The organism is Hyphomicrobium nitrativorans NL23 (assembly GCF_000503895.1).
GTDB lineage: Bacteria > Pseudomonadota > Alphaproteobacteria > Rhizobiales > Hyphomicrobiaceae > Hyphomicrobium_C > Hyphomicrobium_C nitrativorans.
Map to the genome: position 1 here is coordinate 1,904,430 of NC_022997.1, position 19,479 is coordinate 1,923,908.

The 19,479-nt window shown below is 64.7% G+C and carries 22 protein-coding genes; 8 read left to right on the top strand and 14 right to left on the bottom strand.

Annotated elements, in window-relative coordinates; translation table 11 throughout:
• Positions 1-23: 23 nt before the first annotated feature.
• Complete coding sequence (locus tag W911_RS08855; RefSeq protein ID WP_023787204.1) at positions 24-677, bottom strand: DUF502 domain-containing protein; 654 nt, start codon at positions 675-677, stop codon at positions 24-26.
• 249 nt (positions 678-926) lie between these two features.
• Here W911_RS08855 and W911_RS08860 point away from each other — a divergent pair, with 249 nt between their 5' ends.
• Positions 927-1,670: a hypothetical protein gene (locus tag W911_RS08860; protein WP_023787205.1), complete on the top strand. Its 744-nt coding sequence runs from the start codon at positions 927-929 to the stop codon at positions 1,668-1,670.
• A 23-nt stretch (positions 1,671-1,693) separates the two neighbouring features.
• Here the strand turns inward: W911_RS08860 and W911_RS18475 are convergent, their stop codons facing one another.
• Positions 1,694-1,927, bottom strand: a complete 234-nt coding sequence (locus tag W911_RS18475; RefSeq protein WP_041316432.1) for a hypothetical protein — start codon at positions 1,925-1,927, stop codon at positions 1,694-1,696.
• Positions 1,893-4,817, bottom strand: coding sequence for an excinuclease ABC subunit UvrB (uvrB, locus tag W911_RS08870; RefSeq protein WP_244438481.1), 2,925 nt, complete (start codon positions 4,815-4,817; stop codon positions 1,893-1,895). The genes W911_RS18475 and uvrB overlap by 35 nt, the downstream gene beginning before the upstream one ends.
• A gap of 93 nt (positions 4,818-4,910) precedes the next feature.
• Here uvrB and W911_RS08875 point away from each other — a divergent pair, with 93 nt between their 5' ends.
• From W911_RS08875 to W911_RS08885, 3 genes are all read left to right on the top strand, one after another.
• On the top strand, positions 4,911-5,213 hold the full coding sequence (locus W911_RS08875) for a hypothetical protein (RefSeq protein ID WP_023787206.1): 303 nt from the start codon (positions 4,911-4,913) through the stop codon (positions 5,211-5,213).
• Positions 5,214-5,345: 132 nt separating this feature from the next.
• Entirely contained in the window at positions 5,346-5,666 is a 321-nt protein-coding gene (locus W911_RS08880; protein WP_023787207.1) for a hypothetical protein, read from the top strand.
• Positions 5,667-5,857: 191 nt separating this feature from the next.
• Complete coding sequence (locus tag W911_RS08885; RefSeq protein ID WP_023787208.1) at positions 5,858-6,574, top strand: SDR family oxidoreductase; 717 nt, start codon at positions 5,858-5,860, stop codon at positions 6,572-6,574.
• A 157-nt stretch (positions 6,575-6,731) separates the two neighbouring features.
• Here the strand turns inward: W911_RS08885 and W911_RS08890 are convergent, their stop codons facing one another.
• The 3 genes from W911_RS08890 to W911_RS08900 all read right to left on the bottom strand — a co-directional run bounded on the left by W911_RS08890 (position 6,732) and on the right by W911_RS08900 (position 8,132).
• On the bottom strand, positions 6,732-6,911 hold the full coding sequence (locus W911_RS08890; protein WP_023787209.1) for a hypothetical protein: 180 nt from the start codon (positions 6,909-6,911) through the stop codon (positions 6,732-6,734).
• 218 nt (positions 6,912-7,129) lie between these two features.
• The gene (locus W911_RS08895; protein ID WP_023787210.1) at positions 7,130-7,687 is read right to left on the bottom strand and encodes a hypothetical protein; all 558 of its coding nucleotides are present in this window, start codon (positions 7,685-7,687) and stop codon (positions 7,130-7,132) included.
• 139 nt (positions 7,688-7,826) lie between these two features.
• Positions 7,827-8,132, bottom strand: coding sequence for a hypothetical protein (locus W911_RS08900; protein WP_023787211.1), 306 nt, complete (start codon positions 8,130-8,132; stop codon positions 7,827-7,829).
• 313 nt (positions 8,133-8,445) lie between these two features.
• On the opposite strand from W911_RS08900, the gene W911_RS08905 reads away from it, so the two are divergent.
• Positions 8,446-9,654, top strand: a complete 1,209-nt coding sequence (locus W911_RS08905; protein WP_023787212.1) for a pyridoxal phosphate-dependent aminotransferase — start codon at positions 8,446-8,448, stop codon at positions 9,652-9,654.
• A 161-nt stretch (positions 9,655-9,815) separates the two neighbouring features.
• On the opposite strand, the gene W911_RS08910 is transcribed toward W911_RS08905, so the two are convergent.
• The 3 genes from W911_RS08910 to W911_RS08920 form a co-directional block, all read right to left on the bottom strand.
• The gene (locus W911_RS08910) at positions 9,816-10,535 is read right to left on the bottom strand and encodes a cytochrome b/b6 domain-containing protein (RefSeq protein ID WP_023787213.1); all 720 of its coding nucleotides are present in this window, start codon (positions 10,533-10,535) and stop codon (positions 9,816-9,818) included.
• Positions 10,536-10,555: 20 nt separating this feature from the next.
• Entirely contained in the window at positions 10,556-10,996 is a 441-nt protein-coding gene (locus W911_RS08915) for a c-type cytochrome (RefSeq protein WP_023787214.1), read from the bottom strand.
• A 230-nt stretch (positions 10,997-11,226) separates the two neighbouring features.
• Positions 11,227-11,490, bottom strand: coding sequence for a hypothetical protein (locus W911_RS08920; RefSeq protein WP_144083569.1), 264 nt, complete (start codon positions 11,488-11,490; stop codon positions 11,227-11,229).
• A 496-nt stretch (positions 11,491-11,986) separates the two neighbouring features.
• Here W911_RS08920 and W911_RS08925 point away from each other — a divergent pair, with 496 nt between their 5' ends.
• Positions 11,987-14,071 (top strand): elongation factor G, encoded by a 2,085-nt coding sequence (locus tag W911_RS08925; RefSeq protein WP_023787216.1) that lies wholly within the window; start codon positions 11,987-11,989, stop codon positions 14,069-14,071.
• A gap of 177 nt (positions 14,072-14,248) precedes the next feature.
• On the opposite strand, the gene msrB is transcribed toward W911_RS08925, so the two are convergent.
• Both msrB and sfsA read right to left on the bottom strand, forming a co-directional pair.
• A complete protein-coding gene (msrB, locus tag W911_RS08930) occupies positions 14,249-14,632 on the bottom strand; it encodes a peptide-methionine (R)-S-oxide reductase MsrB (RefSeq protein WP_023787217.1) in 384 nt (127 codons plus the stop codon).
• A 67-nt stretch (positions 14,633-14,699) separates the two neighbouring features.
• A complete protein-coding gene (sfsA, locus tag W911_RS08935; protein ID WP_023787218.1) occupies positions 14,700-15,422 on the bottom strand; it encodes a DNA/RNA nuclease SfsA in 723 nt (240 codons plus the stop codon).
• A 162-nt stretch (positions 15,423-15,584) separates the two neighbouring features.
• Here sfsA and W911_RS08940 point away from each other — a divergent pair, with 162 nt between their 5' ends.
• Together W911_RS08940 and W911_RS17360 are read left to right on the top strand one after the other, a co-directional pair.
• Positions 15,585-16,328, top strand: coding sequence for a competence/damage-inducible protein A (locus W911_RS08940; protein WP_023787219.1), 744 nt, complete (start codon positions 15,585-15,587; stop codon positions 16,326-16,328).
• Between the two features lie 240 nt (positions 16,329-16,568).
• A complete protein-coding gene (locus W911_RS17360) occupies positions 16,569-17,708 on the top strand; it encodes a septal ring lytic transglycosylase RlpA family protein (protein WP_051388535.1) in 1,140 nt (379 codons plus the stop codon).
• Positions 17,709-17,797: 89 nt separating this feature from the next.
• On the opposite strand, the gene W911_RS08950 is transcribed toward W911_RS17360, so the two are convergent.
• The 3 genes from W911_RS08950 to W911_RS08960 all read right to left on the bottom strand — a co-directional run bounded on the left by W911_RS08950 (position 17,798) and on the right by W911_RS08960 (position 19,380).
• On the bottom strand, positions 17,798-18,412 hold the full coding sequence (locus W911_RS08950; protein WP_144083570.1) for a hypothetical protein: 615 nt from the start codon (positions 18,410-18,412) through the stop codon (positions 17,798-17,800).
• Between the two features lie 160 nt (positions 18,413-18,572).
• Positions 18,573-18,908 carry a hypothetical protein gene (locus W911_RS08955; protein ID WP_023787223.1) on the bottom strand — a complete coding sequence of 112 codons (336 nt, stop codon included), beginning with the start codon at positions 18,906-18,908 and terminating at the stop codon, positions 18,573-18,575.
• Between the two features lie 217 nt (positions 18,909-19,125).
• Positions 19,126-19,380: a hypothetical protein gene (locus tag W911_RS08960; RefSeq protein WP_023787224.1), complete on the bottom strand. Its 255-nt coding sequence runs from the start codon at positions 19,378-19,380 to the stop codon at positions 19,126-19,128.
• Positions 19,381-19,479: the final 99 nt, after the last annotated feature.

Genomic DNA, 19,479 nt, shown 5'->3' on the forward strand with positions numbered 1-19,479 from the left:
CCGGAAGAGCGGTAGGGACGTGTTCAGGTCCCAGATGTCGCGGCGATTGCCGCTGGGCTTGCTGTCGGTGGCGTAAGGCCCATCGAGACGTAGACGCTCATCAGGTCGTCGATCTTCAAGTCGGCCAGTTCGACCCAGGTCTCGGGTACGTAAATCAGCGCGCCGCCGAAGGGCACCGGCGCGGACGGCACCAGAACGGGCAAGTAGGTCGTGCCGCCGATTTGGATCGGGGTTTTCGACGGAAGAAGCGCGAGCACGGCGGCGCCGGGCTTGCCGCCGAAATAGCACCAGGCTGGGCTCATGCTCTTCAGGCTGTCGCCGTTCTTGGTATCGACGATGGAGACGAAGCGGTTCGACAGATCGTAGACGTTCGACACGAGCGGGATGCGGCGGATGAGGCGGTCGAACAGGGTGGCGACCCAGTTGCCGAGACGAGAGTGTACGAGCAGACCGAGCGCGTAGATGGCGGTGCCGATCAGGGCGAGGCCGATTAGATACGGGGCGATCTCGGAGGTTCCGACGCCGAAGCCGAGGGACGTGAGAAAGCGGCCGAAGCCGCTGCCCGGACCGAAATACTGATTGACGAGGGAAAGCAGCCAGACGGTCACAAAAATAGTGAGCATCAGCGGAAGGGCGGCCAAAAGGCCGGTGAAAAAGACGCGTCCGAACCTGCCCATGCCGTTTCCCCCTTTATGTCCGTCCGAAAGATATGTGAACGGCGCCACCGTCTGCGGCGCGGGCCGCCCCGTCAAGATGCTTCGCGTGTGGGAATGCCGATCGAGGGCCCGAATTTTGACGTGACGCGGCGGGCGGGCCGATGCATCATTTTGTCGGTTTCGTGAAACGATGACGCTTGCGACGCGTGGCTTCGCGGTCTCGATGGCCGGTTGCCTTCCGTAGCGTCTTGCCGCGGCAATGGAGAGAGTATGGCTGACGTCGGGTCTGAGGTTCGTTACTGGCGGCATCGTTCGTTCGGATTTTGGTTCTTGCATATCGGCGCGCCGGTCATGCTGCTCGGGGCAGCGTTGGCGGCTGGGTACATGGGCGGCGAGCTGAAGCGCATCGTCCTCGATTCGCACACCAGCATCCGCGAAAGCGTGACGGGCGCGCTCACGCTGTCGGCGGCCGTGATCGTGGCGCTGATCCTTGTGCGCGCCGCGCAGCCTCTCGAATGGCAGCTCAAGGTCTGGCTCGGGCTGTTCATCGCGGCGATGATCTTCTTCGCTGGGGAGGACCTGAATTGGGGACAGCATTATCTCGGCTGGACGCCGCCCGATTACTTCCTCGAACACAACCACGAGAACGAGGGGAACCTCCACAACACGTGGCCGCTGCTGTTCAACCGTCTGCCGCGCGGCATCGTGAATGCGTGGCTGATCGTGGCGTGCATTCTGGTGCCGCTCGGCTGGCGATATCCGGTGCGCTTGCTGCAAAGCGTGGTGCCGCCCGTGCTTTGGCCGGACCGCCGGCTGATGTTCCCGGCGGCGCTGGTGTTCGCCACCAAGGGCATCCGGCATCTTGCCTCGGGCGGAGCCGGCGGCGACCATTGGCTGCTCGCGATCCGGCACAGCGAACTCGAAGAGCTGATTATCGCGTGCGTGCTGGTGCTTTATGCGCTGATGCTGTGGGAGCGGTTGGTGCGGCGCGGCGATGTCGCTGTCGCGGCGTGACGCAACGGCCGCGACGGCGATACCTAAGCCCCCGGCCGGCCGGTTTTGCGCGAGCGGCCTTTGCGGCGTTTCTGCTCGGTTGGCGTCTCGATCTCGACGGTGCGTGATGGCTTGGCCGTGAGATCCGGTTTCTTGGGGAGCGGGCCTGCCTTCTGCTTCACCGGCAGCGAGGCGTGCGGCCCCATTTCGTCGAGGGTCGGCTTGTGCGGGCCGCGGACGTTCTCACCGAATGCGCCGGCTTTGGTCCGCGGGTCCACATCTTTTCCGCTCACGGGCCGTGACGGCGCTAATGCGCCTGGCCCTCCGCGAGGGCGGCCCTCGGGCCCGGCGGCCGCTTGGCCGCTTGCCGCTTCGCGGCGAGGCAATGGGCGATCCGTGCCGGGGCCCATGTCGTCGAGCGAGGGTTTGCGGACGCGCGACGAGGGTTGGGTCGAGGATTGGGCGTAGGTCGGCTGCACGGGCTCGTACTCCTGCGAAATCCGCGACGCCGGGGTTCCCCCCACCCCTGACCCCTCCCCACCAGGGGGAGGTGAATTTCGTCGAGCGTCGGACTGCTCCGGTGCTCCTCCCCCCCTTGTGGGGGAGGTTGGGAGGGGGGGAACCCCGGCGCTTGCCGGTCGCGGGCATGTTGGCCTTCGCGCCGTATTTGCGTTCGCCTTTGAAACTGCCTGCCTGATCCTCGATCGAGGACTGGCGCGCGAGCGGGTCGTCGGAGATCGCGAGTTCCGTCTCGCGCAGGCGCTTGATCTCGTCGCGCAGGCGCGCGGCCGTTTCGAATTCGAGATCGGCGGCGGCATCCTTCATGCGCCGCTCCATGTCTGCGATCACGGCCGCGAGGTTGTGCCCCACGGCCGGGCTGTCGGCGAGGCCTGTATCGACCGTCACGTGATCCTGCTCGTAAACGGACGATAGAACGTCGGCGATGTTGCGTTTGATGCTTGCAGGTGTGATGCCGTGCTCGACGTTGTAGGCGACCTGCTTCTCGCGGCGCCGGTCCGTCTCGGCCATGGCGCGCTCCATGGAGCCGGTGATCGTGTCCGCGTAGAGGATCACGCGGCCGTCCACGTTGCGCGCGGCGCGGCCGATGGTCTGCACGAGCGAGGTTTCGCTTCTGAGGAAGCCTTCCTTGTCGGCATCCAGAATGGCGACGAGGGCGCATTCGGGAATGTCGAGGCCCTCGCGCAGAAGGTTGATGCCGATCAGCACGTCGAATGCGCCGAGGCGCAGATCGCGGATGATCTCGATGCGCTCCAGCGTCTCGATGTCGGAGTGCATGTAGCGCACGCGGATGCCCGCCTCGTGCATGTATTCGGTAAGATCCTCGGCCATGCGCTTGGTGAGCGTGGTGACGAGTGCGCGGTAGCCCTTCTTGGCCACCTGACGCACCTCGTCGAGCAGATCGTCGACCTGGCTCTTTGCGGGGCGGACTTCGACCACGGGGTCGATGAGGCCGGTGGGGCGGATGACCTGCTCGGCAAAGGCGCCGCCGGTCTCGTTCATCTCCCAGCCGCCCGGTGTCGCGGACACGGCGACGGTCTGCGGGCGCATCGCGTCCCATTCCTCGAACCGCAGAGGACGATTGTCCATGCAGGAGGGCAAACGGAATCCGTATTCCGCAAGCGTCGCCTTCCGCCGGTAGTCGCCGCGGAACATGCCGCCGATCTGCGGGACGGTGACGTGGCTTTCGTCCACGAACACGAGCGCGTTGTCGGGCAGGTATTCGAACAGCGTCGGCGGCGGATCGCCGGGGTTGCGGCCGGTAAGATAGCGCGAGTAGTTCTCGATGCCGGCGCAGGAGCCGGTCGCTTCCATCATTTCCATGTCGAAGACGGTGCGCTGTTCCAGGCGCTGGGCTTCGAGCAGTTTGCCGGTGTCGTACAACTCGTTGAGGCGCTGCTTGAGCTCGGTCTTGATGCTCTTGATGGCCTGTTGCAGCGTCGGCTTCGGCGTCACGTAGTGCGAGTTGGCGTAGAACTTCACGAGCGCGAGATCGTCCGTCTTTTGTCCTGTGAGAGGATCGAACTCGACGATGCTTTCCACCTCGTCGCCGAACAGCGAGATGCGCCAGGCGCGGTCCTCGTAGTGCGCCGGGAACACCTCCACCGTGTCGCCGCGGGCGCGGAAACTGCCGCGCACGAAGGCCGCGTCGTTGCGCTTGTAATGCAGGGCGACGAGATCGGCGAGGAGTTGGTCGCGCGAGAGGCGCTCGCCCACCTTCACCGCGAACGTCATGGCCGTGTAGGTCTCGACGGAGCCGATACCGTAAATGCAGGAGACGGAGGCGACGATGATCACGTCGTCGCGTTCGAGCAGCGCACGCGTCGCCGCGTGGCGCATGCGGTCGATCTGCTCGTTGATGTCGGCTTCTTTTTCGATGTAGGTGTCCGTGCGCGGGACATAAGCCTCAGGCTGGTAGTAGTCGTAGTAGGAGACGAAGTATTCGACGGCGTTGTCGGGGAAGAAGCTCTTCATCTCGCCGTAGAGCTGGGCCGCGAGCGTCTTGTTCGGTGCGAGCACGAGCGCCGGACGCTGGGTCTCGGCAATGACCTGAGCCATCGTGAACGTCTTTCCGGAGCCGGTGACGCCGAGCAGCACCTGCGTCTGCTCGCGGTCGCGCACGCCTTTCACGAGTTCGGCGATGGCTGTCGGCTGGTCGCCTCGGGGTTCGAATTCGGACACGAGCTGGAACGCGACGCCGCCTTCGCTTTTCTCGGGGCGCTCGGGACGATGCGGCATGAACATCGGCATGTCGCCGGAGACGAGCGGGTGCGCCGCGATCATCGGCTGGCGTGCGAGGATTTCGCGGGCGCGGTCGGTGCGCTCGTTGGGGCGCGTGAGAATAGCGTTCAGGCTGTCGCCGAGGCTTTCGCCAGCGGCGGCGCGCGGCGGGAGCGGTCCACTTTGGCGCAGGGCGGGCAGTTCAGGCTTTGCGGCCTTCGCTTCGGCGTCTTGACGGGCTTGTTCGGCAAAGTAGGCGGGCGCGAACGCGCCCAGCGGACCGGAGGCCGTAAAGGCGGCTTGCGGCGCTTCCCCGAAACCCGGCGTTCCGGCTTCGGTTTCGACTGGCGGCGCGGCAGGCTTGCCGGAGCGCCCGCGCGAGGGGCGCGGCGCCTTAGCGGCTGCGGGTTTCTTCGGAGGAGAGGCCATCGCGGGAATATGGCGTGCCGGGCCCGCAGAGGGAAGGGTGGGACTTGTGCGCAGGCAACTCTTCTCCCACTTTGCTCAGACAGGAGGACCGCCATGTTCCAACGTCTGGCTATCGCAGGGGCTGCCGTGCTGTTCGCGAGCTTTTGGAGTGGGGCCGAGGCTCGGATCGTCTGCAAGGACGGATTCCAGGCTACGAAAGACGGCGGCTGGATTTCTACGCCATACTGCAACGACGAGTATCTGGCCGAGGCCGGCCGGAAACGCGGGATGAAGGTGACGGGTGCGCAGCTCAGGGCGAACCTCGCCCGGAAAGACGAGGTGTGCCGCCTGCTTGCCGGGACGCCCGCGGCGATCGATTACTGCCCGACGGACGGTTCGCGCGGCCGAGGCCGTTGAGCGGCGTGGCGTCTGCGCCACAGGCTCTGGAATTGCGGTCGATTCGCGAGGGAGATGCTAGGATTGCCCTTTGAATGTCCCGATTCAGATATCATCTTGGATCCAAAGCCAGAGAATTGCGGTGGGTTGGCAATGAAGCAGACGGCAACAAGACAGGTCCTTTTTGCGGCGGCGCTGGGCGCCATGGTTGCGGTTGCGCCCCATGCGGCGCTCGCCTTCCAGGTGGAGAACCATGGGGCCATGCAATCCGGCGGGGCGCAGGCAAAGTCCAACGCGGGGCCGGCGACGGGTTTTCTCGACATGGATGGGAGTTCTCTGATGCCGCCTGTCGGCGAGTCGATGTCGAGCAGCAGCTTCGACTTCTCGCCCAGCTCGTTCAATAACGGCTTGGCTGCCCAGCCCACGCGCGGCGGGTCGGTCGGTCCGTCCTGGCTCTATCCGCCGGGGCGCTGAGCGCACACGAAGGGTTCAGTCGGCAAGACTGAGAAGGCCGCCCCATCCTCGGGCGGCCTTTTTGTGTTTCAAGATTATGTGGATGCGAGGATTGCGCCCCGCCTGTCCGACAGGCGCAAGCCGCGTTGCGCGGCGCGGGGATTTGGCTAAAGTTTCTCGGCGCATCGTGATTTGCGCGCAAGGAGATATCGATGACTGCCACTCGGACCGCACTCGTATCGGGCGCGAATAGAGGCATCGGGTTCGAAATCGTGCGGCAGCTCGCTCGCCTCGGCGTGCTGGCTGTGATAGGCGCACGCGATCCTGAGGACGGTGCGAAGGCTGCGGAGAAGCTGCAATCCGAAGGGCTTGAGGTGCCGGTGGTGGCGCTCGACGTGGACCGGGAGGACAGTGCGGCTGAGGCCGTCGCGGACGTGAAGCGGCTCTACGGGCGCCTCGACATCCTGGTCAACAACGCGGCGATCCTGATCGACGAGCCGGGCGGTTTCAACGCCAGCTTTTTCGATCTCAAGTCCGACACCGTGCGGCGCACGATGGAAACCAACCTGCTCGGTCCGATCCGGCTGATCCAGGCTGCCTTACCGCTGATGCGGGAGCAAGACTACGGGCGGATCGTCAACGTGTCGTCCATCGCCGGGCAGCTTGCGGAGATGGGGAGCGGGTATCCGGCCTATCGGATGTCCAAGACCGCGCTCAACGCGTTGACACGGCTCACGGCGTCCGAGATCGGTCCGGGCGACATCAAGGTGAATTCCATGTGCCCCGGCTGGGTGAGAACCGATATGGGCGGGGCCAATGCGGAGCGCACCGTCGAGGAAGGTGCCGATACGGCGGTGTGGCTCGCGACCTTGCCGGAAGATGGGCCGACCGGCGGCTTTTTCCGGGATCGCAAGCCGCTCGCTTGGTAAGGGTTTTCTTGTTTCGTACGCAAGTTGCGAGAAACTTCGGATAAGGGATGGGATGTCTGTGGATGGCCGGCGCACTGGCGCCGGGTCGCCTTGCTCCCGGGCTGCTGTGCAGCCGTTTTTTGTGTCTTCGAAGCTTTTGGGCCGGGACGACAGACCGTCAGAGGCCGCGTACAAGATTGCCGATCATCAGCGTGAGATAGGCGATGATGGCCAGCCAGAATTCCTGGTGGGGCAGGTAGCGCGGCACCGGCACAAAGCCGAGCTTGGTGATGAGCGCCAGCGTCGCGAGCACGAACGAGATCAGGAAGATCAGGATTGTGGGGGGATTGAGCCTCATTCCGCGAACTCCCTCGGCTTCACGCGTGAGCCGTCATGCGCTGTGTGGCGGGCGCCGCTCCCCGATGCCCGCGGCGCCATCATAGGGGCACGGCCGATCCGCGCAACGGGAGAGACGCCGCGGCGCGCAGGGACGACGAGCGTGGGCTTTCGCGGCCACAAAGACGAAACCGCCGCCGGAACGGTTGCGCCGAACGCGAGAGATGTCTCCCGAGAGCGTTAGAGTGTCTGCGGCGGCTGCTTTTGAGAGGCGAGTGCGGTGCCGGCGGGGACGACGAACGTCACGAGATGCGTGTGGCCGTCCGGCGCCGTCAAATCGCGGCAGGTGATGGCGATCTGCCGTCCGGGCGCGGCGGTGCCTGTCTGGAGCGTACTCTGGAGCGTTCCGGGCGTGGGCTCGATGTCGGCGATGGCGACGACCTGGAGGACGCGCTCGGCCTTGCCGCCGGGCAGAGTGAAGCGGTCGCCGACCGTAAGGCCGGGAGCCATCGGACCGGACCAGGCTGCGGGCTCCACGGATACGCCGTCGCTGTCGAGGCGCTGACGTTCCGACAGCCAATAGGCTTCCGTTCCGGATACGAGCGTGCGGTTCGATGCCGTTTCGGACGGCGATGTCTGCTGCGACGGGGCTTCCAACGCGACGGTAAAGCGCTTTGCGACGACGGCTTCCGTATTTGCCGAGGCGATGACGCCTGCCCCTGCCAACGCGCAAAGGGCCAGAATCGCGCCAGAGCGGGCGGCCGGTGTGGAGGTGAGAGCGAAGCGGCGAAGCATCATGATTGCAGCCCTCTGGCAGTCTCTATCCTACGCAATTCTGTACTTTTTCGGTGTCTGCCTACAATGCTTATCGTGCGTGTAAGGTTCACAATACTGGGATTTACGCCCTGCACGGGGCGATTTTGCGGCGTTTTCCCTTTTACGAGCCGAGCCGGCGGCTGGATTGCCGGGCGCGGAGACTGGTGATGCGCTTGCGGTCCTGCGCGCGGACGCGGCTCAGATGGCGGAAGAAGGCCATATTGAACACGGTCATGGCGATGAAGGCGCCCGCCAGGAGGACCATGGAGGCGTTCCAGTCCACACCTGCTACGACGGAGCCGTCGATGCCGAGGACGATGCCGATGTGCCAACCGATCAGCGCCAGCAGAAGCGCCACGATTGCGAACCCCGCGACGAGGTCCGGCAGGTGCTTGCGTTGCGCGGATGTCAGTCTGATGCGCGTCATCGGTGGGAGGTCTCCTCTCTGGCTGCGATTCCAGCCGGTGTGATCGCGAGTAAGACAATCTCCCGCTGTGGCTGGGGTTTGCTCGGATTGTGGCAAAGCCGAGCTATTCCCGAGACAGGCCCTCTCTCGTCGATCCCTGTGCCTTAGACGTCACACGGTAAGATCGGGTAAACATAAATACTGGACGAGAGGCGTATTGACTTCCGCACACCGCGGCGTAGCGTCCCCGCCGCTTCTCAAGGGCGTGATGCGGCGCAATATTGGATTTTGCGGCGCCATCTGCGCCCTCAACCGCAAACGAAAGACGCCAGAGATGGGCTTTTTTGCCGACAGCCTGAACCGCATTCAACCGTCCGCCACCATCGCCGTCTCCATGAAGGCGCGCCAGCTCAAGGCCGAGGGCCGGGACATCATTTCGCTTTCGGCGGGCGAGCCCGATTTCGATACGCCGGACAATATCAAGCTCGCCGCTATCCAGGCGCTGAAGGACGGCAAGACCAAGTACACCGACGTGGACGGCATCCCCGAGCTCAAGGCTGCGATCGTGGCCAAGTTCAAGCGCGACAACGGTCTCGACTACAAGACGAGCCAGGTGACGGTGGGCACGGGCGGCAAACAGGTTCTCTACAACGCGTTGCTCGCGACGCTGAACCCGGGCGACGAGGTCGTGATCCCGGCGCCGTGCTGGGTGTCGTACGCCGACATCGTGCTGCTCGGCGGCGGCAAGCCGGTGTTCGTGCCGACGAAGCCCGAGGACGGCTATCGCCTCAAGGCCGAGGCGCTCGACCGTGCGATCACGCCGGCCACGAAGTGGCTGATCCTCAACTCGCCGTCGAACCCGACGGGTGCGGCGTACTCGGAGGCGGACCTCAAGGCGCTGACGGACGTGCTGCTTCAGCCGAAGAACAGCCACGTGTGGGTGCTGACCGACGATATGTACGAGCACCTGCTCTACGACGGGCTTCGCTTCTTCACACCGGCGCAGGTTGAGCCGCGGCTTTACGATCGCACGCTGACCATGAACGGTTTGTCGAAAGCGTATTGCATGACCGGCTGGCGGCTTGGCTATGCGGCGGGTCCCGAGCCGCTGATCAAGGCGATGGGCAAGCTGCAGTCGCAGTCGACATCGAACCCGTGTTCGATTACGCAGTGGGCGGGCGTCGAGGCGCTCAACGGCCCGCAGGACTTCATCGCCGCGAACAACAAGGTGTTCGTTGCCCGCCGCGATCTCGTGGTGAGCATGTTGAACCAGGCGTCGGGGCTCAATTGCCCGAAGCCCGAGGGCGCGTTCTACGTCTATCCGAGTTGTGCAGGTGCGATCGGCAAGACGACGCCCACGGGCAAGACGATTGCGACGGACGAGGATTTCGTGACGGCGCTTTTGGAGGACGAAGGCGTTGCGGTGGTGCACGGCGCCGCGTTCGAAGGATCGCCCGCGTTCCGCATCTCGTATGCGACGTCGACCGAAGCGTTGACGGACGCCTGCGCGCGCATTCAGCGCTTCTGCGGGAATCTCAAGTAGGCCGCCCCATCGCGGAAGCCTGTCTGGATCCCGGCCTGCGCCGGGATGACGGTGCTATGGGACAGGGCCAGTCACCCACCCTCCACCGTCATCCCGCCGAAGGGCGGGAACCAGACACTTTGCGGTTTGAGGGGATGGGTGTTCCCCGGAAATGGCACCCCTCAAAGCCTGAGGCTGCCGCCGAGGGCGAGAATGCCGCCGAGGACGATGGTCGCTGCAATCGCGAGCACGATCAGGGCGCGTCCCACCGAAGCGAGCCCGGCGCGCGGGGCGTCGGCGTATTCCATCGCCGGTTTGCGGCCCGTCACCATCGCCTGGATCAGCGGGTCTTTCTTGACCAGCGTGTAAAGCGAATTGACCGCGATGTGCAGCATCACGAGCGGCAGCAGCGCATTGTAAAAGACCTGATCGTGCAGCCGTGTGAGGCGGACGTTCTGGCTTTCGCCGACGAGGCGATACAGCGGCCCGCCGACGAGATCGTTGTCGTCCACGGCGAAGAGGCCGAGGCTGCCGATGGTCGCGACGGTTGCGAGCAGCGCCAGCACCATAAGCCCGCCCATCGGGTTGTGCCCGAGATAGCGCGCGGCGCGGCCGCGAAGAAGCGCGCTCGCATAGGACGCAACCGTGACCGGACCCTGCACGAAGCCTGCGAAGCGCGAGGTGGAGGAACCGGCGAAGCCCCACAGAATGCGCCAGATGATGAGCGTGAGGATCGCGAGGCCGTTGGCGCGGTGGTAGACGAGCGTCGTGTCGCCGAGCGCTTCGGCGAAGCTGACGCTCACCCATGCCCAAACGATGAGCGCAAGGAGCGTCCAGTGGAAGGCGCGGGTGGGCAGATCCCAGGCTGGAACGCTGGCATGTGCGCGGGCGGTCTCGGTCATCGCATCGCTCCCGCGCCGTCTCACTCCTTCGGTTTACGATAGTTCTTGTGGCAGCCGCTACAGTTGCCGACGAGATCCTTCCATGCCGTCTTGAAGCTCGCTTCGTCGGTGATGGCGGGCTCGGCAGCTTGGGCTGCGTCCGCGAGTTTCTTGAAGCGGTTGTTGAAGTCCTCTTTGTCGTTCCAGATCGCGGGGAGCGCGCGCGTTTCTTCGCCTTCCTTCGAATCCTCAGGGAAGAGGTCCGGCAGAACGGCGGTCTTTTCGCGGATGACCGTGAGTGCGGATTGCACGGCCGCCAACTCGAAGGCTTGCTCACCCTTGAACATGGCGCCGACGGGCTTCACGGCATCGCCCATCTCGTCGAAGTGGGCCTTGCGCTCCTTGATCGGGGCGATGTTCTGCGCTGCGACGGCGGTTGCGCCGAGAACGATGGCAGCGAGCAACGGGAAAGCACGGCGCATAAGTTGGTCCCCTCATGATCTGCGTAAGAGCTGACACGCGGACGGACGGACTGCATCCATTCCGTCGAAAAAAGCTCTCATCGGTTGGGGGAGGTGTCAACGCGCGGGGGTGCGCGGAAAATACGTAAGCAGCGGTGCGGATCGGTGGGCGAACTCGATCGTTTCATCACGCAACAAGGGCCTGAGGCGGCTCAGACCCTTGCGGTTGTACGCGGTCTGCTGACGCCGCGTCAGCGGCTCGGCAGAAGAAGGCGCGGAGCGTGGGCGCGGCCGAATTCCGGCAGTGAGAGGATCTGTTCGATCCAGTGCTCGAAGCGCGCAAACGGAAGCGACATCCGCTTCTTGCGGTTCGCGGCGGTCACGTGGCCATTGCGCAGGGCCACTTCGGGCTGGAGAACCGTCCACTCGATCAAGTCGGATTCGGTCGCTGCCATGGCATAGCCCGCAGCGTCGGCCGCTTTTTCCAGTGATTTACTGAGTGACTCTTTACTCATCTGAGGCTTCCTCCTGGAGGTTAAGCGCTGCATCAGGCCAACTGGTTCCATGCCATTGGATCCCTTCGCTCTTCGCCTAGCCCTTGCCTCTTCCGGCTTGTTGAAAAGGTTGCCGGTTCGACCTGCTCAGGTTGCTGCCTGGAGGGCATTTTACGCTCCTCAAACAACACTTTCATGATGCGGCCAGTATGGACTTAGTTCAAGTAATTTTTCGTAACATTTTTCACGAATTCGGTTCTGCGGCTGCGAATACTTATTGCGTTGCAATAACTTGCCGGAGGGCTGTTTCGCCCGCCCTGGTGCGCACTGTGATTCTGCCTACGCGCTTCTCCTTATCCGAAGATTTCGCACGTAAGGCTCTTGCGTCTTTGCCGGGCCGGGGCGACCATCGGCCTGTCGCGCTCCTTCGTGAGGCGCGGGATGCGCGACGCGCATTCCTCTGCGCCTCATAACGGCGAACCCGGACCTCGGTCCGGGACGCGGGAAGGAGGACACCATGGGGCAATCCGACGGCCCGAGAGGCACACAAGGTGCCGGCTCAGGGCTTCCTTCGGGCCGCAGCACCCGCTGCATTGCACTGATCGGCCCGTTTCTCTCCGGCAAGACGACGCTGCTCGACGCCATTCTCGCCCGCACGGGCGGCGTGGCCCGTGCCGGTCGAGTGGCCGATAAGAGCACCGTGGGCGACGGCTCTCCCGAAGCCCGCGCCCATGGCATGAGCGTTCAGCTCAACATCGCGGATGCCGAGTTCCTCGGCGATAGTTTCACCTTCATCGACTGTCCCGGTTCCATCGAATTCCAGCACGAAGGCGCGCTCGCGCTGACCGCGTGCGATGCGGCGGTGGTGGTGTCGGAGCCCGATCCCAAGCGTGTGCCCGCGCTGCAGGTCATCCTCAAGCAGCTTGAGGACCGGGGCATTCCGCACATTCTCTTCCTCAACAAGATCGACGCCTGCGAAACCCCCATTCGCGACATCGTGCCGGCGTTGCAGCCGGCCTCCACCAAGCCGCTCGTGCTCCGCCAGATCCCGATCTGGGAGAACGGCGTTGCGACAGGCTTCATCGATCTCGCTCTCGAACGGGCGTTTCTGTTCCGCAAGGATGCACCGTCCGAGATGGTCGAGATCAAGCCCAACGATCTCAGCCGCGAGAAGGAAGCGCGCTTCCACATGCTGGAGCAGCTTGCCGACTACGACGATACGCTGATGGAGCAACTGCTCTCCGATGTGGCACCGGATAAGGAACTCGTGTTCTCGGACCTCGTGCGCGAGTTCAGCGACGGGCTGATCTGTCCGGTTCTGCTCGGCAGCGCGGAGCGGGGCCACGGTATTTTACGGCTGTTGAAAGCGCTGCGGCATGAAGTGCCGTTCGTCGAAAGCACAGCGCAGCGGCTCGGCGTGGACGGCGCAAAAAGCGCGGCGTACGTGCTCAAGACGCTGCACACGGGGCACGGCGGCAAGCTCTCGATTGCGCGCGTTCTTTCGGGCGATGTGCCGGACGGGGCGACCGTCACCGGGGGCGAAGCCGTGGAAGAGCGCGTGGCGGGCGTGTTCGGGCTTAAGGGCGAAGAGACGCTCAAGAAGGCGGCAGCGCGCGCCGGAGATCTGGTCGCGCTCGGCCGTCTCGACGGGGTGAAGACCGGCGATACCATCTCGGCGGAGAAAGGCGGCGTCGCCGCGATTGCCGCGCCGGATGTGCCGGAGCCTGTGCTCGTATCCGGGATCGGTCTCAAAGACCGCAAGGACGAGGTGAAGCTTTCCGCCGCGCTCGGAAAACTCGTCGATGAAGATCCGTCCCTCGTGGTGGAGCACGCGGGCGAAACGCACCAGGTGCTGCTCAAGGGGCAGGGCGAGATGCACCTCCGTGTCGCGTTCGAGCGGCTCGCGCGCAAATACGGCGTGGTGGTCGAGCGGCGGAAGCGGCAGGTGCCGTACAAGGAGACGATCCGAAAGCCGATCGAGATCCGGGGGCGGCACAAGAAGCAGTCCGGCGGGCACGGGCAGTTTGGCGATGTCCTGATCGACATCGCGCCGTTGCCACGCGGGTCGGGCTTTACGTTCAACGACACGATCACGGGCGGCGTGGTGCCGAAGCAGTTCATTCCGTCGGTGGAAATCGGCGTCTCCGACTACATGAAGACGGGGCCGCTCGGCTTTCCCGTTGTCGATGTGGCCGTGACGCTGAAGGACGGCTCGTTTCACACGGTGGACAGTTCCGACATGGCGTTTCGCCAGGCGGGGCGGCTCGCGATGAGCGAGGGAATGCCGAAGTGTCAGCCGGTGTTGCTGGAGCCCGTGATGGCCGTCGACATCGCGGTGCCTTCGGAGGCGACCGCGCGCGTCAACGGCATGATCTCGCAGCGGCGCGGGCAGATCCTGGGCTTCGACGCGCGCCCCGGTTGGCCGGGATGGGATGTCGTGTCCGCGCACATTCCGGACTCGGAGATCGAGGATCTGATCGTGGAACTGCGCTCGGCAACGACCGGGGTCGGGACGTATACGGCCTCGTTCCACCATCTGGCGGAGCTGACCGGGCGGCTTGCCGATCAGGTTCTGGCGAGCCACCGCGAGGCGGCGGAGTAGGAGGGGCGGCCGCCCCTCGCCATTGTGTCATCCTGGCCAAGCGAGGCGAGAGCCGAGCGCAGAGCCGGGACCCAGGAGAAGCTTCTACCGCGAAAAATATCGCGTCTTCGACGCATCTTGCGCTGGGTCCCGGATCGCGCTCTGCGCGTTCGGGATGACACGAAGGGGCGGGGATGTTCAGTCTTCCTTCGGCACGAAGTCGAGCGCGACGCCGTTCATGCAATAGCGTTGGCCGGTGGGTTCGGGGCCATCCTCGAACACGTGTCCGAGGTGCCCGCCGCAACGGCGGCAATGGACTTCGGTGCGTGGGTAGATGAGCTTGAAGTCCGTCGAGGTGCCGACCGCTTCGTCGAGCGGGGCCCAGAAGCTCGGCCAGCCGCTGCCGGAATCGTATTTTGTTTCGGATGAGAAGAGCGGCAACCCGCAGGCGGCGCAGCGGTATTCGCCGGGCGCATAGTTTTTATCGAGCGGACTGGTGCCGGCGCGCTCGGTGCCGTGCTCGCGCAGCACCGCGTATTGCTCTTGCGACAGTTCCTTTTTCCAGTCTTTGTCGGACTTCATGATTTCAGGCTCATGATTTAAAGCTCCTGGCGATCCGCATCAGATGTCGTACGCGCTCGGCGCGCAATCAATCGTGCGGCGCAACAATCGGAACGGATCGCGCGATCGTGATCTCTTCGGGCGTCAGCGTGCACGCGTAGGCGATGGCTTCGACACCGGCGGCGCAGGCGAGCGTGTAGGCTTCGGCGTATTTCGGGTCGATGTCGGCTGCGAAGGTGAAGCGATCCGCGTCCGCGCGCTGAATCAGATAGACCATCACGGCACGGTGGCCGGCTTCGACCATGGCGGCGAGCTCGCGGAGATGCTTGGCGCCGCGCTCGGTGACGGAATCGGGAAACTCGGCGAGGCCCGGCGTTCGCGAGAGGTGGACGTTCTTGACCTCGACGTAGGCGAGACCTTTGGCCGGGTCTTCCAGGAGCAGATCGATGCGGCTCGACAGGCCGTACTTCACTTCCCGGCGCGCGGTGGCATAGCCCGCGATCTCGGGAATGCGCGCCTCGCTCACGGCTTCGGCCACGAGACGGTTGGGGTGGTTCGTGTTGATGCCGACGAGGGTCGGGCCCTGGCCGAGGTCTGCTTCTACCATTTCCCATGTGTGGGCGTACTTGCGCGTCTTGCTGTCGCTCACCGAGAGCCAGACGACGGACCCTGGATCGGTCAGGCCGCGCATGGAGCCGGTGTTCGGGCATGTCGCCGTGATCTCGTCTCCCGTGTCGAGCGCGACGTCGGCGAGGAAGCGTTTGTAACGGCGGACGAGGCGGCCGCGGACGAGGGGTGTCGGAAATTTCATGGTGGCGAGGTGCGATCCGGTGAGCAATTGTGAAGGGCTAGGTGTTTGCACCAAAAGCCGCGGGACAAGAGGCGAGCCCCGGCGTAAGCCAGCATGCGCAGGCGCGCAACGGCAAAGGTGCGGGCTTGTTAGGCTGGCGCCGGGACATCGAAGAGGCGTGACGTGTCGGACAGTGGTGACATTACGGCTGCGGTGCTGATCATCGGCGACGAGATTCTTTCCGGGCGCACGAAGGATCGCAACATCGGCACGATCGCGGCGCACCTCGATGCGATTGGGATCCGGCTTTGTGAGGTGCGCATCGTGCCGGACGACGTGAGCGAGATCGTGGCTGCGGTGAATGCGCTGCGCGTGCGCTACACGTATCTTTTTACGACAGGCGGCATCGGGCCGACACACGACGATCTCACCGCCGACAGCATCGGAGCGGCGTTCGGTGTGCCCGTCGACATCGATCCGCGCGCGGTGGCGATGATGCAGCCTGTCTATGCCGCGCGGAACATCGCGCTTACGCCCGCCCGGCTCAGGATGGCGCGTGTTCCGGAAGGTGCGGAGCTGATCCCAAACGGCGTCACGGCGGCGCCGGGCTTCTCCATCGGCAACGTTTTCGTGCTCGCCGGCGTGCCGGACATCATGGAATCGATGCTTCAGGCTGCGACAGAACGCCTCCGGACGGGAGCGAAAATAAACAGTGTGTCGATTGTCCTTCGGCAACCCGAGGGCGAGATCGCCGATCTCTTCGCTGCGCATCAGGCGGCTTACCCCGATGTCGCCATGGGCAGCTATCCTTCTTTTACCGCAGATGGTTACCGGACGGAGCTGGTGCTTCGCTCCCCGGATGGCGCGCGCCTCGAAAGTGCGCGGGAAACACTCGTCCGCCTGCTCGCGGAGCGGGAATTCTTATAATTCCCGGTTTTGATGGTGCGGCAACTTGGCCGCTCTTCATCGTTCGTTGTGCCTGCTTTTTGCCGCCTCGGGAGCGTTAACGGCGCGGGGGCGTCGGCTTCCCAACGAGGCCTACCCAAAAAGTTGCAACGACGATGGAGCTGATCGATGAGGGACCTTGCGAACAGGCTGGCGGCCTTGTGTGTCCAAGGATTGCGGGGGGCGGCGGTTGTTTCGCTCGCACCGGCATTCGGGGGCGCAATGCTGACGGCCAGCGTTCTGACGGCCGGTCTCGGGGTCAGCCAGGCCGAGGCCAAGACGCCCGGCAAGACCTACTGTTACAACCGTGTTTGCCACCGCGTGAAGACGCTCGCCGAGACGAAGGCGCTGGTCGGGCGCGACGAAACCCTTCACACGTCTTTCTACGACGACTGCCGGAAGGACAGACTCAACCCTTGCGGCCTGACCTCTTCGGGAGAGGTGTTCCGCGCGAACACGCCGGACAACGCGGCGAGCCCGATCTATCCCAATGGCACGGTGCTGCTGATCTGGTCGCCCGCGACCCAGAAGTCCGCCGTCGTTCGCGTCAACAACGCAGGACCCTACTGGCGCGGCCGTAAGCTCGACGTCTCGAAGGCGACCGCGCAGAAGCTCGGATTTGCGGGCCGCGGTGTGGCACATCTCAAGGTGCGTGTGATCGGCGCGCCGACGCGTGCGGAAGCGACCTATCAGAAGCGTCGCCGCTACGAGGCGGTGCCGGGGTACATCGGTAAGTTCGCAAGTTTGGACGAGGCCCACGCCGGGGCTGCGCAGACCTATGCGGTTGCCGCGCTTTCCGCGCCGAAGGGTGTCGAGACGGCGACCGCCGTAGCGGCTCTTGCAGCCCAGCCGGGTGAAACCGAAGCGCTCTGGGCCGAGCAAGGAGCGCCGACGGTCGAGGTGGCGGTGGCGGATGTCGATGCGGTCGAAGTGGCTGTCGAAACGCCGGGGACGGCGGTCGCCGCCGTCGACGGGGCAGCATCGGAGGTAGAGGCTGTTCAGATCGCGAGCTTGATCGAGACGACCGATGTCGCCGATCCGGAGCCGCAGCGGCAGCCCAACTCGGCGAAGAACTTGACGGGCGAGCCCATTCGGGTGCGCAGCCGCGTGGAGCGCGATCAGCCCCGCAACTCGCGGGCCTACCGGACCAAGCAACGCCAGCAAACGGCGAGCGGGCAGAAGCCGCGGCAGGGTACGCCGGCCCCGCGTCTGGTTTCAGGGCCCACGCCTGCGCCGCGTCTGGTTTCCGGACCGACACCGATTACACGTGATGCGACGAACGACATCTCGGTGTTCTCGCGCCATATGCACACCGGGGCGGCCCGGCTTGCAGCGGGAGACGTGACGCGCCGGAACTACTGAAGGTGCTCCATTTTCTCATGACAACGCCCCGGGGAGCCCGATCCCCGGGGCGTTGTTGTTTCCGTGCGCCGGTCGCGGCCGGTGTGCGCTCAGACGAGAGCGTCTGCTGGGATGGCGCGTGCCGGCGATGTGCCCTTCCGCTCCGGCGGATCGTACAATTCGTAATGCGTCTCAAGCGTATCGAGGAAGGTCGCGATGAGATCGAGAAGCGTGCCGAGCGGCATCCGCCCGGCCACGAGCAGATCCTCGGTGACCGGGAGCTGAGCGGCTTCGAGAGGTGCGGCTTCGTCCGCCGCGATCAGCCCGCGCGAGCGGAGATAACCCGTTACGCCGTCACCGGCATCGAACGCATACGCCGTTTCGTCGGCCATTTCCTGGGCCGCGTCGGCAACGATTGCGGTTCCGCTCGTGTAGAGGCCGGCGATGGATTTGAAGAAGCCGTCCGCCTTGGCGAGATCGCGGGCGCTTTCGCGCGATTTCAGGACGCGGGTGAGCAGCATGAGTTCGAGCGTGCGAACGGCGTCGACCGCTGCGCGCTCGGCGCGGCGGTTGGAAGCCAGGAGATCGGACGCGCGGGCGTCGCCCCCGTTCCAGCTCAGCGTGGATTTCAGAAGATCCTCCCCGGCGGCGAGGGCCGCGTCGAGATGGTCTGCCAGAAGGTAGACCACGGCGGGGCCGGGAGACCGGCAAGCGACATGAAACACTCCCAATTGCTTGGCGAGCGCGAGACGGGGCTGGCTTCTTTTTCGACGCGAAACGGACAGACGCAAAACACGGAAGGCAGCCTGCCTATCCCGGCGGGCTCGGTCGTTGAATTCGAGGACTTGTACGCGTTGGTCCAATAGTGGACCGATTCGGCTCGGGTCACAGATAAGGCTTGGGCAACACCGCGATCAGAGTCACCAAATCGCGATACTTATCCCTGCTTCCCACAGCCAGATGCTGGCCGAGTGTGGACGCTTCCGCCGCGCGCCATCGCGCTTCCTCCGATGTGTGGCGCGCGATGGAGACGAGGCTCGCGAGCAGGGCCTCGTCGGAGAGCGCGGTTCCGATGGGAAGCCGGCGGCGCAGATCGGGGATGAGGGCCGCGAGACGGCTGACGTTGACGGGCGCGCTGGGGGCGGTCTCGGAGACGTCGCGCCTTCCGACGCCGCGTATGCCGGAGACGATCTGCGACAAACCTGGGATGTAGTGGGCCATGCGCGCCTCGCTTCGGTTCAACGAACCGCTGCGAACCCAACGCTCTATGCCCGTCTTTCCTTCGCGCCCGATTGGTTGTGAGTCTGCTGGTCCGACCTCTGTTCCGCTTTGCTTCGGCGGAGGGCGCGAGGGACGGGATACGCGTTCGAATACGCAGACGACTGTATATTAGCGCATATGGGGAGGAACGCGAGCGAAAGCGAGAGCGGCCGTCGTTTTAGCGTGGACGGCGCCAAGCTGCGAAAGGGGCGAGCGGGTCGTGGGCTGACGGTGAGGGTGCGGCGCGCTGGATGGCAAGCTCCGCTTCGCTGCGCGAGGGATAGACGCCGACGGGTGTGTGCGTGTCGATGTCGGCCGTTTCGATCCGCGCGAAGGAGCCTGCGATCAGCGTCGCTTGATTGCACGTTGCAGGGCGCGCGACGCAGACGCGGCCGTCAGGGAGTTCGAGAAGCTCGAAGAGGCTGTTCTGCATCGCGGTGCCTTTCGTATCCGACAGACGTTGGGCCGCTTCGCTCCCCGCTCCAAATTCGTTTTTCTTCTTTTGAAATGAGAAAGGGCGGAGCCGTTCGGC

Excerpts from the sequence above, each read along its gene's own strand:
- W911_RS08855 (WP_023787204.1), bottom strand. The coding sequence starts at position 677 with ATGGGCAGGTTCGGACGCGTCTTTTTCACCGGCCTTTTGGCCGCCCTT.
- W911_RS08860 (WP_023787205.1), top strand. The coding sequence starts at position 927 with ATGGCTGACGTCGGGTCTGAGGTTCGTTACTGGCGGCATCGTTCGTTC.
- uvrB (WP_244438481.1), bottom strand. The coding sequence starts at position 4,817 with ATGGCCTCTCCTCCGAAGAAACCCGCAGCCGCTAAGGCGCCGCGCCCC.
- W911_RS08875 (WP_023787206.1), top strand. The coding sequence starts at position 4,911 with ATGTTCCAACGTCTGGCTATCGCAGGGGCTGCCGTGCTGTTCGCGAGC.
- W911_RS08880 (WP_023787207.1), top strand. The coding sequence starts at position 5,346 with ATGAAGCAGACGGCAACAAGACAGGTCCTTTTTGCGGCGGCGCTGGGC.
- W911_RS08885 (WP_023787208.1), top strand. The coding sequence starts at position 5,858 with ATGACTGCCACTCGGACCGCACTCGTATCGGGCGCGAATAGAGGCATC.
- W911_RS08890 (WP_023787209.1), bottom strand. The coding sequence starts at position 6,911 with ATGAGGCTCAATCCCCCCACAATCCTGATCTTCCTGATCTCGTTCGTG.
- W911_RS08895 (WP_023787210.1), bottom strand. The coding sequence starts at position 7,687 with ATGATGCTTCGCCGCTTCGCTCTCACCTCCACACCGGCCGCCCGCTCT.
- W911_RS08900 (WP_023787211.1), bottom strand. The coding sequence starts at position 8,132 with ATGACGCGCATCAGACTGACATCCGCGCAACGCAAGCACCTGCCGGAC.
- W911_RS08905 (WP_023787212.1), top strand. The coding sequence starts at position 8,446 with ATGGGCTTTTTTGCCGACAGCCTGAACCGCATTCAACCGTCCGCCACC.
- W911_RS08910 (WP_023787213.1), bottom strand. The coding sequence starts at position 10,535 with ATGACCGAGACCGCCCGCGCACATGCCAGCGTTCCAGCCTGGGATCTG.
- W911_RS08915 (WP_023787214.1), bottom strand. The coding sequence starts at position 10,996 with ATGCGCCGTGCTTTCCCGTTGCTCGCTGCCATCGTTCTCGGCGCAACC.
- W911_RS08920 (WP_144083569.1), bottom strand. The coding sequence starts at position 11,490 with ATGAGTAAAGAGTCACTCAGTAAATCACTGGAAAAAGCGGCCGACGCT.
- W911_RS08925 (WP_023787216.1), top strand. The coding sequence starts at position 11,987 with ATGGGGCAATCCGACGGCCCGAGAGGCACACAAGGTGCCGGCTCAGGG.
- msrB (WP_023787217.1), bottom strand. The coding sequence starts at position 14,632 with ATGAAGTCCGACAAAGACTGGAAAAAGGAACTGTCGCAAGAGCAATAC.
- sfsA (WP_023787218.1), bottom strand. The coding sequence starts at position 15,422 with ATGAAATTTCCGACACCCCTCGTCCGCGGCCGCCTCGTCCGCCGTTAC.
- W911_RS17360 (WP_051388535.1), top strand. The coding sequence starts at position 16,569 with ATGCTGACGGCCAGCGTTCTGACGGCCGGTCTCGGGGTCAGCCAGGCC.
- W911_RS08955 (WP_023787223.1), bottom strand. The coding sequence starts at position 18,908 with ATGGCCCACTACATCCCAGGTTTGTCGCAGATCGTCTCCGGCATACGC.
- W911_RS08960 (WP_023787224.1), bottom strand. The coding sequence starts at position 19,380 with ATGCAGAACAGCCTCTTCGAGCTTCTCGAACTCCCTGACGGCCGCGTC.